Genomic DNA, 15,400 nt, shown 5'->3' with positions numbered 1-15,400 from the left:
GTCAGAACGCGTAGGTGGCGCGGCCGTAGATATAGCGGCCCGCACGACCGAACGGCGCGTACGACGAGAACGGCGTGTTGCCGGTGGTGTTGATGGATGGCGGCTGCGTCTCGGGATACTGGTCGAACACGTTGTCCGCGCCCAGCGCCAGGGTCAGCTTCGGCGTGACCGCCAGGCGGCCTTCCAGGTCGACCGTGGTCTTGGCGCCCATCTCGAAGTCGAACGCCGCCGTGGTGCCTGGCGAGAGCACTTCGCCGTAGCGCGTGGCGCGCAGCGTCGCGCCCCACTGGCCCAGGCGCCAGTTCACATTGGCGCTGACCTTGTTTTTCGGCTGGCCTTTTTCAAGCGACAGCACATTGAGGCGATCGAACAGCACCGGCGCCGGGCTCAGGTTCGAGAGCTGCGTCGTCGTCGGCGTCTTGGTCACCTTGGTGTCGGTGAAGTTGGCCGCCAGCGTGAAGTCCAGCTTGCCCGCATCGCCGGCGTTGTACGGCATGCTCAGCACGATGTCGACGCCCTTGGTGGTGGTGTCCACGCCATTGATGAAGAAGCGCCCGCCGCCCACGCCGATGAAGCCCTGGCTCGCGATGTAGTTGCGCACGTTCGTCTGCGTCAGGTTCTCGGACAGGATGATACGGTCGTCGATGTCGATGCGGTAGGCGTCCACCGTCAGGCTCACGGCGCCCAGACGCATCACGGCGCCGAGCGACGCGTTGATCGATTTCTCGGCGTCGAGCGGTTTGGCGCCCAGCGCAACGGCGACCGGATCGTCCGGGCGGAAGGTCGTGATCTCGAACGGCACGCCGTTGATGAAGTTGGTCGAGGTCGCGGTGAAGTTCTGCTGCTGCGGCGAGGGCGCGCGGAAGCCGTTCTGGATCGCGCCGCGCACGGCGAAGTTCGGGTTGAAGTCATAGCGCAGCGCGAGCTTGCCGGCCAGGCTGTTGCCGAAGTCCGAATAGCGCTCGCCGCGCACGGCCACCGATGCCAGCAGCTCGGGCGTCAGGTTCGCTTCCAGATCGACAAAGGCGCCAATGGCGTTGCGGTGCGCGTCGACTTCGTTCGATGGCCGGAAGCCGGGGAACACCTGGGCGCCCGGCGCCGTTGGCGTACCGTTGGGCAGCAGCGCGCCGCCGAAGCTGTACGACTGCTCTTCGCCGGCAAACAGCTCATAGCCTTCGCGGCGCGCTTCAATCCCAACCGCCACGTTCAGCGGCGACGAGAACGACGCCATCTCGACGCTGCGCACACCGGTCAGGTTCAGCACCGCCTGGTCGTACGAATAGCCACCCGCATAGAACGCGGTCTTGCTGGTCGGGCCAAGGGAGCGGTTCAGCGTGTTCTCGATGGTGTACTCCATCTTGTTCTTGCCGTAGCCGAGCGAGGCGTCCATGTCCCATGCGCCGGCAACCCAGGTCACGCCGCCGGTGGCCGAAAAGTCCTTCACGGTCGGCGAGATCTGCGGCAGGAAACCGTCCGGGTAGATCGACTGGATGTTGCGCGCGTCCTGCGGGATGCGGGCGTAGCCGGCCGACGTGGCATCGCGGTCCTGGTAGCTCGCCCAGCCATACACCTTGACGCCGCCGCCCATGTCATTGCCCGCATTGGCAAACAGCGTTGACTGCTTCATGTCGGGCTCGCCCGTCCACGCATTGAAACGGTTGATCGTGTTCTCGCGCGGATCGAATGCGCCGTTGACCAGCGCGTACTGCTGGCGCATGTCGTAGCCGGTACGCTCGGTGCGGTTCTGGTCGCGGAATTCGCCGGCGATCGTCAGGTAGCCGGTCTCGCCCAGGGCCAGGCCTTTCCAGATGCTGACCGTGGCAGTCTGGCCATCGGTGCGCTTGCGCGAGGCCGGGGCGGTCCAGGTGCCGCCGGCCGGTGGCGCTGCGTTATACAGGTCGTATTCGGTCTTGTTGGCGCCATAGTTGACGGTCGCTTCGCCGCCCGTGCGGTCGGTGCGCAGGCGCATGTTGACGACGCCCGAGATCGCGTCCGAGCCGTATTGGGCCGCAGCGCCGTCACGCAGCACCTCGACCGTTTTGACGATCGCGGTCGGGATGGTGTTCAGGTCGACCGCTGCCGAACCGCGGCCAATCGAGCCGTTCACGTTCACCAGCGACGACGCATGGCGGCGCTTGGAGTTCACCAGCACCAGGGTCTGGTCGGGCGACATGCCGCGCAGCGTGGCAGGGCGGATGGTGTCGGTGCCGTCGGTCAGCGCCGGCCGCGGGAAGTTCAGCGAAGGCAGGGCCATCGACAGCGCCTGAGTCAGTTCGGTGCTGCCCGAGTTCTTCAGGGTCTCGGCCGAGATCACGTCGACAGGTGCGGTGGTATCGAGCACGGTGCGATTGGCCACCCGGGTGCCGGTGACGACCACGGTCGCGGACGCTGCGGTGGTCTCGGCTTGCGGCGCCTCCTGGGCGTGGGCAAAGCCTGCGCACAGCGCGGCAATGGCAAGGGCAACTGCTGTCTTTTCCGTCTTGGCTCTCTGCATGGTGCAATCCTTTGATATTCAAACGCGGGTGTTCCACTGGGAAGGGCGAGGCCGGGACCTCGATTCCATACTGCTCAGCGCTTGCCATGGTGTCAATTCGTGCTAATCGCGAATGACGTAATTACAACAATGGCGAGATGTCAGGTTCATGTAAGTGCGGTACGCAACGCGCGAGCGAGCACATGCCGATGCCTGCCGCATAAGGTGATGCACCATGATTGCCAGCGCGCCGGATTCACGGCACGATGGCACCACGATCCAGCCCATCCAAGCAATGAGCCAGCCAACGTCAGCGCCTCGGGCCGAGCCCACCTTTCCACCGGACCCCCAGCTTCATTCACTCCTCGGATGGGGGTTTCTGCTCGTCGGCATGGTGATCAGCGTGTTCATGTGCGTGACCCTGTTCGACAAGTACGCGGCCTGGGACTGGCCAAAGGCGCAGGCGCAGATCACCAGCAGCACGCTCTACAAATCCACAGGCCGCTCGACCCGATGGTGCATACAGCTGCGCTATCGCTACACTGTGGGTGGCCGCGAATTTACCGGCAGGCGCCAGGCCACATCCTGGCTGAGCAACGTACCGTGCGATCGCTCGCACGCCGTCATGCAGGCGCGCTTCGCCCACCAGCAGCCGGGTGATCCGATCACGGTCCGCTATCGGCCCGGCCAGCCCGGACGCGCCGTTGTCTACGCGGATGGGATTAGTCCCGCAGAGTGGATTTTTGTGGCGCTGGCGATCCTGCTGGTTGCAGGAGGCATCGGGACGCTGCGCGCCGCGGCCCGGCTGCGACGCGATGCGCTGGCGCGCGCAGCAGAGCGCACGGCAAGGATGCAGCGTGCCGCCGCACTGCAGGGGCATCGGCTTGTATAGTGGTGGCGCTACGAGACCCATCAAGCCTGCATATCGACACGCCGGCAACGAGACGAATAACGAGACGAATAACGAGACCAATCACGAGACACCATGACAGACCTGTTCCCCCATTTCCGCGCCCTGCAAGTCGAGGTCGATCCGACCGTCACCATCAACGCCATCGTCGGTGGCTCCGGCCCGCCGCTCCTGCTGCTGCACGGTCACCCCCAAACGCACACCATCTGGCACCGCGTCGCACCGCGCCTGGCCGAGCACTTCACGGTCGTGGCCTGCGACCTGCGTGGCTACGGCGATTCATCCAAACCGCAGGGCGCGCCGGACCACGCCAACTACAGCAAGCGTGCGATGGCGGCCGACATGGTGGCAGTGATGCAGTCACTGGGATTTGCCACGTTTCGCGTGCTGGCCCATGACCGCGGCGCGCGCGTTTCGCACCGGCTGGCGCTGGACCATCCGCAGGCCGTCGAGCGCATGGCGCTGCTGGACATCGCGCCCACGCTCGCGATGTACGAGCAAACGTCCGACGCGTTCGCGCGCGCTTACTGGCACTGGTTCTTCCTGATCCAGCCGGCGCCGCTGCCCGAGCGCCTGATCGAGGCCGATCCCGCCGCCTATGTACGGGACGTGATGGGAAAACGCAGTGCAGGCCTGGCGCCGTTCGACCCGCGCGCGCTGGCCGAGTACCAGCGCTGCCTGGCGTTACCGGGCGCCGCGCATGGTATCTGCGAAGACTACCGCGCTGCTGCGACGATCGACCTCGAGCACGATCGGCTCGACCGCGATGCCGGGAACCGCTTGGCGCTGCCGCTGATTGTGTTGTGGGGTGAGCAGGGCGTGGTGGGGCGCTGCTTCGATCCGCTCCAGGAGTGGCAACGGGTGGCGGCTGATGTGCAGGGTGGGGCGCTGCCGTGTGGGCACTATATTGCCGAGGAAGCGCCGGATACGCTGCTTGAACGGGTGCTACCGTTCCTCGCGCAACGCTGAACCGGAGGATAAACAGCATCGAGATAGGCAGTCGATATCTGCGCAGTAGTGACTCTCACCGAATGCGAGGCGGAGCGGCTTGTCGGCGAGCACGAAAAACTTGCGCGATCGCCCTGGCATTTCGCGATCACGAATGGTATTCGCGAAAACACGCTTGCTGTCTGCTTGAATAAAAAACGACAGCTAGCATGCGATTCTGTGCGAGCGCCTTGTTGGCCAGTAGATCCGTCGGTGGAAACCTGACCGGCCAGGCCGCCGTCGACCCCTTGCTTTGCGCGCACCAGGTCGACGTGGCTCAGCTCACCGCCAACGATGACGGTAGCGCTGACGACATAGAGGCCTGCTAAAGTGCACCTACGTGTTCTCCCGAGACCGCATAGTCCGGGTCCGGGTTACGTGGGAGATAACGTTGACCATGTCGGCGTTGTTCTAACAGGGCACGCTAGGAATCCCCTTTCCACTGATTAGATCGACACCGACCCAGCACCGATAGCCCATGCCTGTCTCCGAAGCCTTGAGCGCTGTGAAGGTACACTGAACTGCCCCTTTCGCCCGCTCACGGTCGCCGTTCGACGTGCTGCACATATCTTGCGCGCGTGCGTCGGGACCAATCGAGTCAAAAATTTCCTTGGCTGCCTGCCCCCTGATCAGGATGCTCAATTTGCGATCTTTAGCCGTAGGGGCCTCACTGTACACGACAGTTTCACCGGAAAATATTCGATAATTTGCCCCGGGTATCGGAGTCCACCCGCCTAGCGTATCGGACGCCAGCGCAGACAGCGTGGCCAATCCGCATACGGCGATTGCTGAGATAGCGCGTCGCATATCATCCCCTTAGTCCGACATGAAAGTGGTCGTGATGGCCCCGCATAGGGCGAACGAACGGTATCGACATGTCGTTGAACCAGACCACTTGGACTGGTGTGAACGCACGAAACAACTCGATAATTTTGGTGGTTGCTGCTCGGTCATACTCTGGAGAGAAGCAGCTTACCGGACATTCGACGCCGTCTTTGCGAATAGGCCGCAAGTCAACTTGTAGCCCATCCAAATGAGTAGCATGCTCGCCATCGTCGCGCATGTCGGCTCGGCTGATATTGCCAACACCAACGCGGCGCGGATCTATCTTCTGCCATTCGTGCGCTACACGCAGGATGGCGGTCATCATGATCGGGTGGGCGTATTGGTACCCGCCACGATCAGGTCTTTTATCCATCGTGCCGTAGGTGTAATAACCAGCATCACGAGCCGCTCGCGGCAGCATGAAGAACCCGCGCGAATCTTGGGTGGGCCGCAGCGGATCAGGTTTCGGGTCAGTCATGATCACTCCGGGTAAGCACACGATTTGTTGCAGGACAGACCCCATCCATCAGCGGTTTGGCCAACGACGCCGCCGATTCTCTGCTGCGGGTTTTTCCATTTCACTTTGCTAAATTGCAGGGAGACGTGGTCAATCAGAAGCATCCCCTCGGTCCCCTCGATATGCAAATAGACGTCGATCGCCATGTTGAGCTTTCAAGAAATGGGGAGATAGCCAATTTTGAACTCATCCCTTGCAGCGCAATTTGGCGTGCCACAAGGTAGTCCGCGTTGTTGCTCGGACTCCAGTCCGCCGAGATGCGACGCTTGAAGGTCGGTGTACTTCGCCAGAACGTCTGGATAAGGTACAACTTAATTGCTGAGCTACGCGACCAACTCTCGGTTCGGCGACCGTGCAAAGTCCTCGAAGCGCATTTGAAAGGCTTCCATGTCTGGCGGCTAAACCCTGAACGCAAGCGTGATCTCCGCACATTGATCACGAGTTCGAGCTGCACCAGCGGCTCGACAGCCATTGACGCCAGCGCCGGGCCCGGCAAATCGGTTACAGACCCAGCGTCCTGCGCAGCCGCTGCGCATCCATGCCATCGTGGTAATACGCAGCATGGCTTCCGAACGCAACATAGCCGCGCCCGCGGAATAGCGCGAGCGAGGCGGCGTTGTCGGCCCGCACTTCGAGACGCACTTCCACGCAGCCGTGGGCCGCAGCCCAGCGCTCGGCCGCAGTCAGCAGGCGTGCGGCCACGCCGCAGCCCAAATGGGCCGGATGCGTGGCGATGGAATACACCCGCGCACCCCGCCAGCCAGTCCGTAGCAACAGCAGGATATAGCCCCGCACGGCGGCGCCGTCCACGTCGACGAATGTCACGCTGTTGGCTTCTCTGAGCAGGTAGCGAAAGCGGCGCCGGTCGAGCCGGTCGCCGGGAAAGCTGGCGTTTTCAATGGCAACCAGCGCGGCGATGTCGCCCGGTGTTGCTGGCCTGATGCCGCTGTTCGCGAAGGCGTTCGTGGACACCTCTGCTGCGCGTCGCGCGGTTGGACCATCAGGTGTTGCGTGCCGCACGGTCACTCCCTTCGCGTTGCAGTGTTACGTATAAATGAATTGCAAATAGTGGCGCACCGCGCGTAAAAACGGCGTCAGCAGCTTCAGCGCCAGAGCGCATGCCCCGCGCCCATCTGCGCTTCCATCGAATGCGCCATGGTCGGCAGCGCGGCGTACACCTCGTCGTACAGCGCCTGCATCTCGGCGGCGGCGTCCGGGTCACAGGCCGCCGCATCCGACACGCAGCGCCCCAGGCCGTAGTTGAAGGCTGCCGGCGCATGCAGGACGGTCGAGGCCAGCGTGGCGTTCTGCACCCGGCTCACGTGCGCGAGCACGGCGGCGCGCTCGTTGGCGTCCGGCCCGGCCGGTCCACTGACGGCGACGAACAGCACCCGCAGGCCAGGATTCAATACGCGCGCACCGTTCAACCGGGCCAGCAGGCGGTATTGCAGGTCGAGGTCGAGCGCGCCGCCGCGCACTGGCACCACCACCAGGCGGCTGGCTGCCAGCACGCAGCGGCAACCGTCGGTGTCGCGCGCACCGGCGTCGATCAGGATATCGTTGAACAGCGGGCGCAGCGCGGCCAGGCGCGTTTCGACAGCGCGACTGCCCACGTGGCGCGTGTCGATCCAGGGCCGCACGCCTGCGCTGCTGCGGTCATTGCACCAGTCGCTGTCCGCACCTGCGGCGGTGGTCATCAGGCATACGCGTCTGCCGCTGCGTGCGCGCAGAACCGCCAGGTTGCGCGCCACGACGGTGCGTTCCGGGGTGCCGTGCTGGTTGACGATGGCGATGATCATTGAAACCCTTCCGAAGTTGATGCGATGTTCGCCAGCGTAGCGGGGCGCCCGTAAAAACAGGACAAAAGGGACGGGCGCCTCCGTCAATGCCGTGTAAACGCGCCCTGTCGCGGCCTGCGGGGCAGGGCTAAGCTGCGCACTTTTCCACTGCGAAGCGAGCCACGTCATGACCCCGATCGACCCTGTCAGACTGGTGACCCCACGCCTCTACCTGCGCGTGCCAACGGACGCCGACACCCACGGCTTGCTGGCGCTGTATGGTGACCGCGAGGTGATGCGCCACTGGAGTCACCCGGTGTGGACATGTCCCGCGCAGGCGCGCGCAGCGATCGCCGAAGCGCAGACCGACCGTGCACGGGGAAGCGGGCTGCACCTGGTCATTGTCAGCCGCATCGATGGCGGCCTGGCGGGCAGTTGCGCGCTGTTCGATATCCATCCGCAGCATCGTCGCGCCACGCTCGGCTATCTGTTGGCGCGGCCGTACTGGGGGCAGGGCCTGGCCGGCGAAGCCGTGCGCGCGCTGCTAACGTACGGCTTTGATGCGCTCGACCTGGTCCGCATCGAAGCTGAAGTCATTCCCGGCAACGGCGCATCGACGGCGCTCCTGGCTCGTCTCGGATTTCGCTGCGAAGGGTTGCTGCGCGCGCGCTGGCGTGTCGATGAAAAAGCGATCGACGTTCAGTTGTGGGCCTTGCTGCGCCCCGACCGGTCTGCATGAAACCTGCGCGAGGTGATGAGCGCCTCATTTACGCGGGCTTGCCGCGCTGCGCCGTTTTCTTTACGCGGTTTTTACGGACCAGTCGCTAGAGTCTGGACAGCGCCGGCCATCGTGCCGGGCGCCCGTTTCGATCCACCCCCGATCAACTCCGATACCTCCAATGACCACGCTTCGCATGATTTCCCCCGCCGTCACGGCGACCCAGGCAGCGCCTCCCGAACCCGAGCCTCACGCCCCCGCCTTCCTGATCATCGTCGACCGTGCCGGCGACTGGCGCGCCGCGCGCACTGGTTGCACCGTCATCGAAGCCGACGCCTTCCTGGCCAACCCTGTGCCGGACGCAGACACCCTGGTCATCAACCTGTGCCGCAGCTACAAATACCTGTCGGCCGGCTACTACTGCTCGCTGATGGCACAGGCACGCGGCCAGCAGGTGCTGCCGTCGGTGAAGACGATCAATGACTTGTCGCGCAAGGCGATCTATTCACTCGACACGGCCGAACTCGATCGCGCCCTGAATGATGTGCTGGGCGCCGACGGCAGCGCCCCGATGCCGGTCGAGTTTTCGATGGACATCCGGTTCGGCCGCACCGACTACACGCCGTTGGCAGCGGTGGCACGCAGCATTTTCGAGACCTTTCCGGCGCCGCTGATGCGGGTCGAATTTGCACGCGGCGACGAGCGTGGCGAAGAATGGCATATCGCGGCGATCCGCACCCATGGGCTCAAGGCGCTGAGCGAGCATGGCCGCGCGGCCTGCGAGGCGGCCCTCGGTGCCTTCGCGGGCTTGCCACAGCCGGCGCCCGGCGCGCGGCGCTACCGCTACCGCATCGCGGTGCTGCACGATCCCCATGAAGAGCTGGCGCCAAGTAACACCGGGGCGCTGGCGCGCCTTGGCGCGGTGGGGCGCGAACTAGGCCTGACGGTTGAACTGATCGGGCGCCAGGACTTTGCACGCCTGGCCGAGTTCGACGCGCTGTTCATCCGCGAGACCACGGCCGTCAACCATCACACCTACCTGTTCGCCAAGAAGGCCGAGAGCGAAGGGCTGGTGGTCATCGACGACGCCGGCTCGATCCTGCGCTGCACCAACAAGGTGTACCTGGCCGACCTGCTGCGCCTGCACGGCGTGCCGACACCGCGCACCTTCACGCTGCAGCACGCCGACGCCCAAGCGCTGGCCGCGATCAAGGCGCAGATCGATTATCCGATGGTGGTGAAAATCCCGGATGGCGCGTTTTCGCGCGGCGTGATGAAGGTAAAAGATGCGGCCGAGTTCACCCGCGTGGCCGAAGAACTGCTGCAGCAATCTGCGCTGATCCTGGTGCAGGAATACATGTTCACCGAATTCGACTGGCGCATTGGCGTGCTCAATCGCCAGGTGATCTTCGCCAGCAAGTACTGGATGTCCAAGGGCCACTGGCAGGTCGCCAAGCGCGACGCCAATGGCAAGGCCGAGTTCGGCATGGCAAGCGCCGTGCCGCTGCACGAAGCGCCGGCCGACTTGCTGGCCCACGCACTGCACGCGGCGAACCTGATCGGCGACGGCCTGTACGGCGTGGACATGAAGATGACGTCGCGTGGCCCGGTGGTGATCGAAGTGAACGACAACCCGAATATCGATGCCGGCGCCGAAGACAGCGTACTCGGGGACGAGCTGTACCGGATCGTGCTGCGCGAATTCGTGCGCCGGCTGGACCTGCTGCACCGCGCGGCGCCGGGCGCGCCGTGCTGACAGTTTTGCCGCATTTTTGACAAAATTTTTACGCGGCGCTGCGTAGAATCGCGGCCACGATCAATATTGCACGAGACACCGCATGACTATCCGCCGAGACATCGCCAGGGGCCGCAACCCTGGCCAGCACGCATTGAAGGAGCCCATCCGTGAATGAAGTAGCGGCGCGCATCAACTGCACCGTGTACCGGAAGGGCGTCAAGCTGGAAGAGATCCGGATCGAGGACATCAGCGTTGCGCTGGAAGACGAGGACACCTTTGTCTGGCTCGGCCTGTTCGAGCCGGACAAGGAATTGATGGACATGGTGCAGGACGAATTCGACCTGCACGACCTGGCGGTGGAAGACGCGCGCAAGGCGCACCAGCGGCCCAAGATCGAAGAGTATGGCGAGAACCTGTTCGTCGTGCTGCATACGGTGTCGCTGGTCGAGCAGGCGCTGCACTTTGGCGAGACGCACGTGTTCGTCGGGCCGCGCTTCGTGATGACGATCCGGCATGGCAAGTCGAACGGGTACCGCGCGGTACGCGAACGCGCCGAGAGCGTGCCCGCCAAACTCGCGACCGGCCCCGGGTACGTGCTCTACACGATCATCGATTTCATCGTCGACCATTACCAGCCATGCATGGATATGCTGCAGGACCGGTTCCGCGAAGTGGAGAAGGCGCTGTTTCTGCCGAATCCATCGTCGGATAACCTGGAAGAGTTCTACAACCTGAAAAACGAGCTGCTATCGGTGCATGGAGCGGCGGCGCCGTTGATCGACATCTGCAACGAACTGCTGCGTTTTCACAGCGACATCATCCCGGCCGGAAACCGCATCTATTACCGGGACATTCTCGACCATGTCGCGCGCGTGACGCAGACGGCAGACCGGATCGGCGAGATGATCAATGCCGCCATGCAGGTCTCGCTGGCGCAGGTGACGATTCGCCAGAATGACGTCGTCAAGCGCCTCGCCGGCTGGGGCGCGATCCTGGCGGTGCCGACGATGGTGTTCAGCCTGTACGGCATGAACTTCCAGCACATGCCGGAGCTGGCCTGGCGCTGGAGTTATCCGGCGGTGATGTTCGGGATCGTTGCCGGTTGCGCGCTGCTGCACCGGCGGCTGAAGCGCGTCGGCTGGCTGTAGGCACCGCCCGGAAAGCTACCCAACGGCCCCAGTGAACGTGATGGTCGCGCACACGCCGCGCCCATGCTCGCCAGCCTCCAGCGAGATCGTGCCGCCGTTCCTTGCCGCGCCCCGTTCTGCAATCGCCAGCCCCAGGCCTGAACCCAGTTGCTCCTGCCCCGGCACCCTGTAGAACCGCTCGAAGACCTTGTCGCGCAAATCCGGTGCAATGCCCGGTCCCCCATCGCAGATCGCCAGCCGGTAGCCGTGCGAAGCGCGGGTCAGGTGCACCATGATGCGGCCATCCGTCGGTGAATACTTGATTGCATTGCTGATCAGGTTATCGACCGCCGACGCCATGCTTTCCAGATGCAGCGGCAGCGCGCCACCGGCGTCCGGGGAGGCATCGAATTCAATCTCGATATTGCGCTGCACCGCCAGGTGCGCAGCCGTCGCCACGCGCTCGCGCACGAAGTCAGCCACATCCGTCAGCGGACACGCCTGCGCCACCTGCGGTTCGGCCCGGGCACGTTCGAGCGCCAGCAACTGGTGCACCGTGTGCGTGGCGCGCGCGACGCCGCTGCGCAGACCGGCCGCCGGCTCGGCGCAGCGCTCGGCCATCTCGGCGCCGGCGCGGCTCATCAAGACGTGGGCGTTGATCTGGATGGCCGCCAGCGGCGTCTTGAGCTCGTGCGCGGCGTCGGTCAGGAACTCGTGTTCGTGTTCGATGCGCTGAGAGAGGCGATGCATCAGGCCGTTGATCGCCACCACCAGCGGCGAGAGTTCCTTGTACTTCGAGTCGGGCAGCGGCGTCAGGTCGGCATCCGTGCGCTGGGCGATGCTCGACGCGATCGAGCGCAGCGGGCGCAGGCCGATGCCGACGATCAGCCACGCCGGGATCAACAGCAGCGGCAGGCTGAAAAAGGTCGACGACAGCAGGAAGCTCACGCCCCAGATGGTCAGCATCCACTCGTCGTCGACTTCGTGGCGGCGCTCGACGACGATGCGGTTATCGGCGTCGTGCGCCGTCCAGCCCACCCACGCGTAGGCGCCACGCGCGGCCACTTCTGGCAGCACGTCCGGCAGCTGCGGCATCGAGTTGTAGAGCAGGCGGCCATCGAGCCAGACGCGCACGCGCACGCGCGAGTGGTAATCGAGTTCCCTGAACATGCGCTCGCGGTTCACTTCGACCGCGGCAAGGGCCGGCAGCATGCGCTCGGGCCGGGCGCCGGTGTCCACCAGGTGCGACAGGATGTTGAGCGTATGCGCCTTGTTTTCGCTGAAGGTGCGCGTGCGCTGCGTGACCTTGGCCTCATAAAACATCCACAGCACGCCGATGATCGCGACGCTGACGATCACGCCGGCAAAGCTGAACATCAGGCGCCGAAACAGCGAAGACTGTCTAAACGTCACGCTGCACCATGTAGCCGACGCCGCGCACGGTGCGAATCACGCCTTCGCCCACTTTCTTGCGTAGATTGAAGATGTGGACGTCGAGCGTCTGGCTCTGGCCTTCGCCGGAGGGCAGGGCGCGTCGTTCGAGTTCGACGCGCGTGAGTACGCGGTTGGCCTGTTTCATCAAGGTGAGCAGCAGCGCGAATTCGGTTTTTGAGAGCGTGACGCTCTGGCCGGCGCGCGTGACGAGCATGCGGTTTTCATCCAGTTCGATGTCGCCCGCCACCCACAGATTTTCTTCCAGCGCGCCGTGGCTGCGGCGCACGATCGCGCGCAGGCGCACCAGCAGCTCGGGAATCTCGAAGGGCTTGATCAGGTAGTCGTCCGCACCCAGGTCGAACCCTTTCAGGCGGTCCTGCAGGCTGTCGCGCGCGCTGATGATCAACACCGGCAGGCGCACGCCTTCCTCGCGCAGCGCGCGCAGCACGTCGGTGCCGTCGCCGTCGGGCAGGCCCAGGTCGAGCACCACCGCGTCAAACGATTCGCTGCGCATGCGCGCGGCCGCGCCCTGGGCCAGGCGCAGCCAGACTGCCGTGTGGCCTTCGTCCTGGAACACCGACAACAGTGCCTGGCCGATCGCCAGATCGTCTTCGATCATCAGAATTTTCATGCCGCGAGTGTATCAGTGCGCCGCGCTTCGGGCGCCGCAGCGAATCTTCAGATTCGCTTTAGCCATACGTTGACCGCGCATCCCCGATGCCGGACTATCCGGGGCGACCGCTTTCAGGTTGAAAATGCAACAGAAAACAAGACGAGACAGGAGACGTAGGATGCATACCAGTTTATTGAAGATGAGCCTCGTGGCGCTGGGCATGGTGATCAGTACCGGCGCGTTTGCCGCCGAAGACCTGATGGCCAGCGTCGAGTCGCCCGGCAAGGTGCTCAAGGTGTCGCTGCAGGTCGCGCCGGACGGGCGCCTGTCGTACCAGGTCGAGCGCAATGGCCAGCCGGTGATTGCGCCGTCGCGCCTGGGCTTCGTGCTGGCCAGCGACAAGCCGCTCGATGCCGGCTTTGCGATGGAGCGCCATCTCGTCACGGCCCATGACAGCACCTGGGAGCAGCCGTGGGGCGAGCGCCGCACGGTGCGTAATCACTACAGCCAGCTGCGCGTGGATGTGCACCAGAAGAAGGATGGCCGACGCCTCGCGATCGTGTTTCGCGTGTTCGACGATGGCGTGGGCTTCCGCTACGAATTCCCGAAGCAGGCCAACAACCGCGCCGTGCACATCGCCGACGAGCTGACCGAATTCGTCGTGGCGCAGCCGGCCACCGCCTGGTGGCAGCAGGCCGGCGAAGTCTGGGCACTCGAATATCCGATCCAGAAGACGCCACTGCGTGAAGTGGGCATGGCCAATACGCCGATGACGATCAAGATGGAAAACGGCACGCACATCGCGTTCCACGAAGCGGCGCTGGTCGACTACGCGTCGATGTGGCTGCGCCGGGTCGAAGGCCAGCGCCTGCGCGCGCACCTGACGCCGTCCGCCAATGGCGCGCCGGTTGTGCGCACCGGGAGCTTCACGACGCCGTGGCGCACGATGCAGATCGCGGGTGACGCGGCGGGCCTGTACATGTCGGATCTGGTGCTGAACCTGAATGAACCGAACAAACTGGGCGACGTCTCGTGGGTCAAGCCATCGAAGTATGTCGGCGTCTGGTGGGACATGCACCTGGAAACCAAAACCTGGGCCGCGGGCGACCGGCTCGGTGCAACGACCGACTACACCAAGCGCTACATCGACTTCGCGGCAAAGAACGGCTTCCGGGGCGTGCTGGTCGAAGGCTGGAATCCGGGCTGGGACAGCGACTGGGCCGGTAACGGCGCGGACATGGACTTCACCCGCGCCAATCCGCGTTTCGACCTGCCGGCACTGGCGGCGTACGGCAAGCAGCGGGGCGTGCACATCATCGGCCACCACGAAACCGGTGGCAATATCGCGCACTACGAAAAGCAGCTGGATGCGGCGCTGCGCCTGTACGCAAAGAACGGCGTGGACAGCATCAAGACCGGCTACGTGACCGATGGCGGCGCCGCGCAGTTCATGGGCAAGAACGGCAAGGTCCATTTTGGCTACACCGATTCGCAAGAGGGCGTGCGCCACTACCAGAAGGTGGTCGAGGATGCGGCGCGCTACAAGATCGCGATCAACACGCACGAGCCGGTGAAGGACACGGGCCTGCGCCGCACCTATCCGAACTGGATCTCGCGTGAAGGTGCGCGCGGCGTGGAATACAACGCCTGGGGCAATCCGGTCAACAGCGTCGAGCACGAAGCGAATCTGGTGTTTACCCGCATGCTCAGCGGCCCGCTCGATTACACGCCGGGCATCCTGAGCCTGGAGGGCAAGGACAAGAAGCCGTTCAACTCGACCCAGGCCAAGCAGCTGGCCAACTTCGTCGTGATCTACTCGCCAGTGGTGATGGCGGCTGACCTGATCGAGCATTACGACCGCTATCCGGGCGCGTTCAAGTTCATCCGCGACGTGCCGACCGACTGGGACGATACGCGCGTGCTGCATGGCGCCGTGGGTGAATACGCGACGATTGCACGCAAGGACCGCAACTCGAGCGCCTGGTACGTCGGCTCGGTCACCGATGGCAATGCGCGCACGCTGGATCTGCCATTGTCGTTCCTTGATGCAGGCAAATCGTATGTGGCAGAAATCTACCGCGATGGCGACAAAGCGGATTACCGCAGCGAGCGGCGCTTCGACCTGGTGATCGAGAAGCGCACCGTGAAGAGCACCGACACCATCAAGATGGTGCTGGCGCCGGGCGGCGGGCAGGCCATCCGGCTGGTGCCGGCTGGCTGACCGACCATTAGTAAAAGAACCGGCGCCCGTGGGCGCCGGTTTTCGCATATCCTGTCGGA

The 15,400-nt window shown here is 64.3% G+C and carries 13 protein-coding genes; 6 read left to right on the top strand and 7 right to left on the bottom strand.

Annotated features, from left to right (window positions below):
- Position 1: 1 nt before the first annotated feature.
- The gene (locus AC56LY_RS12090; RefSeq protein ID WP_499579686.1) at positions 2-2,494 is read right to left on the bottom strand and encodes a TonB-dependent receptor plug domain-containing protein; all 2,493 of its coding nucleotides are present in this window, start codon (positions 2,492-2,494) and stop codon (positions 2-4) included.
- Between the two features lie 214 nt (positions 2,495-2,708).
- Between AC56LY_RS12090 and AC56LY_RS12085 the strand changes: the two genes are divergently transcribed.
- Together AC56LY_RS12085 and AC56LY_RS12080 are read left to right on the top strand one after the other, a co-directional pair.
- Complete coding sequence (locus AC56LY_RS12085; protein WP_499579682.1) at positions 2,709-3,365, top strand: DUF3592 domain-containing protein; 657 nt, start codon at positions 2,709-2,711, stop codon at positions 3,363-3,365.
- 93 nt (positions 3,366-3,458) lie between these two features.
- Positions 3,459-4,352 (top strand): alpha/beta fold hydrolase, encoded by an 894-nt coding sequence (locus AC56LY_RS12080; protein WP_499579679.1) that lies wholly within the window; start codon positions 3,459-3,461, stop codon positions 4,350-4,352.
- An 826-nt stretch (positions 4,353-5,178) separates the two neighbouring features.
- On the opposite strand, the gene AC56LY_RS12075 is transcribed toward AC56LY_RS12080, so the two are convergent.
- The 4 genes from AC56LY_RS12075 to AC56LY_RS12060 all read right to left on the bottom strand — a co-directional run bounded on the left by AC56LY_RS12075 (position 5,179) and on the right by AC56LY_RS12060 (position 7,511).
- Positions 5,179-5,673 carry a hypothetical protein gene (locus AC56LY_RS12075; RefSeq protein WP_499579675.1) on the bottom strand — a complete coding sequence of 165 codons (495 nt, stop codon included), beginning with the start codon at positions 5,671-5,673 and terminating at the stop codon, positions 5,179-5,181.
- Between the two features lie 2 nt (positions 5,674-5,675).
- The gene (locus tag AC56LY_RS12070; protein WP_499579671.1) at positions 5,676-5,858 is read right to left on the bottom strand and encodes a hypothetical protein; all 183 of its coding nucleotides are present in this window, start codon (positions 5,856-5,858) and stop codon (positions 5,676-5,678) included.
- A 355-nt stretch (positions 5,859-6,213) separates the two neighbouring features.
- Positions 6,214-6,684 (bottom strand): GNAT family N-acetyltransferase, encoded by a 471-nt coding sequence (locus AC56LY_RS12065; RefSeq protein ID WP_499579668.1) that lies wholly within the window; start codon positions 6,682-6,684, stop codon positions 6,214-6,216.
- A 131-nt stretch (positions 6,685-6,815) separates the two neighbouring features.
- Positions 6,816-7,511, bottom strand: a complete 696-nt coding sequence (locus AC56LY_RS12060) for a hypothetical protein (protein ID WP_499579665.1) — start codon at positions 7,509-7,511, stop codon at positions 6,816-6,818.
- Positions 7,512-7,677: 166 nt separating this feature from the next.
- On the opposite strand from AC56LY_RS12060, the gene AC56LY_RS12055 reads away from it, so the two are divergent.
- The 3 genes from AC56LY_RS12055 to AC56LY_RS12045 all read left to right on the top strand — a co-directional run bounded on the left by AC56LY_RS12055 (position 7,678) and on the right by AC56LY_RS12045 (position 11,094).
- Positions 7,678-8,229: a GNAT family N-acetyltransferase gene (locus tag AC56LY_RS12055; protein ID WP_499579663.1), complete on the top strand. Its 552-nt coding sequence runs from the start codon at positions 7,678-7,680 to the stop codon at positions 8,227-8,229.
- Positions 8,230-8,389: 160 nt separating this feature from the next.
- Positions 8,390-9,964 (top strand): RimK family ATP-grasp domain-containing protein, encoded by a 1,575-nt coding sequence (locus AC56LY_RS12050; RefSeq protein WP_499579660.1) that lies wholly within the window; start codon positions 8,390-8,392, stop codon positions 9,962-9,964.
- 149 nt (positions 9,965-10,113) lie between these two features.
- Positions 10,114-11,094, top strand: coding sequence for a magnesium and cobalt transport protein CorA (locus AC56LY_RS12045; protein WP_499579657.1), 981 nt, complete (start codon positions 10,114-10,116; stop codon positions 11,092-11,094).
- Positions 11,095-11,109: 15 nt separating this feature from the next.
- On the opposite strand, the gene AC56LY_RS12040 is transcribed toward AC56LY_RS12045, so the two are convergent.
- Complete coding sequence (locus tag AC56LY_RS12040; protein ID WP_499579655.1) at positions 11,110-12,450, bottom strand: ATP-binding protein; 1,341 nt, start codon at positions 12,448-12,450, stop codon at positions 11,110-11,112.
- 25 nt (positions 12,451-12,475) lie between these two features.
- Positions 12,476-13,138 carry a response regulator gene (locus tag AC56LY_RS12035; RefSeq protein ID WP_499579652.1) on the bottom strand — a complete coding sequence of 221 codons (663 nt, stop codon included), beginning with the start codon at positions 13,136-13,138 and terminating at the stop codon, positions 12,476-12,478.
- Between the two features lie 160 nt (positions 13,139-13,298).
- Between AC56LY_RS12035 and AC56LY_RS12030 the strand changes: the two genes are divergently transcribed.
- A complete protein-coding gene (locus AC56LY_RS12030) occupies positions 13,299-15,341 on the top strand; it encodes a glycoside hydrolase family 97 protein (RefSeq protein ID WP_499579650.1) in 2,043 nt (680 codons plus the stop codon).
- Positions 15,342-15,400 lie beyond the last annotated feature (59 nt).

Source organism: Telluria sp. ZT3P25, from assembly GCF_059685895.1.
The sequence above is the reverse complement of the archived record's forward strand: the minus strand, read 5'-3'. Positions and strand labels throughout refer to the sequence as shown.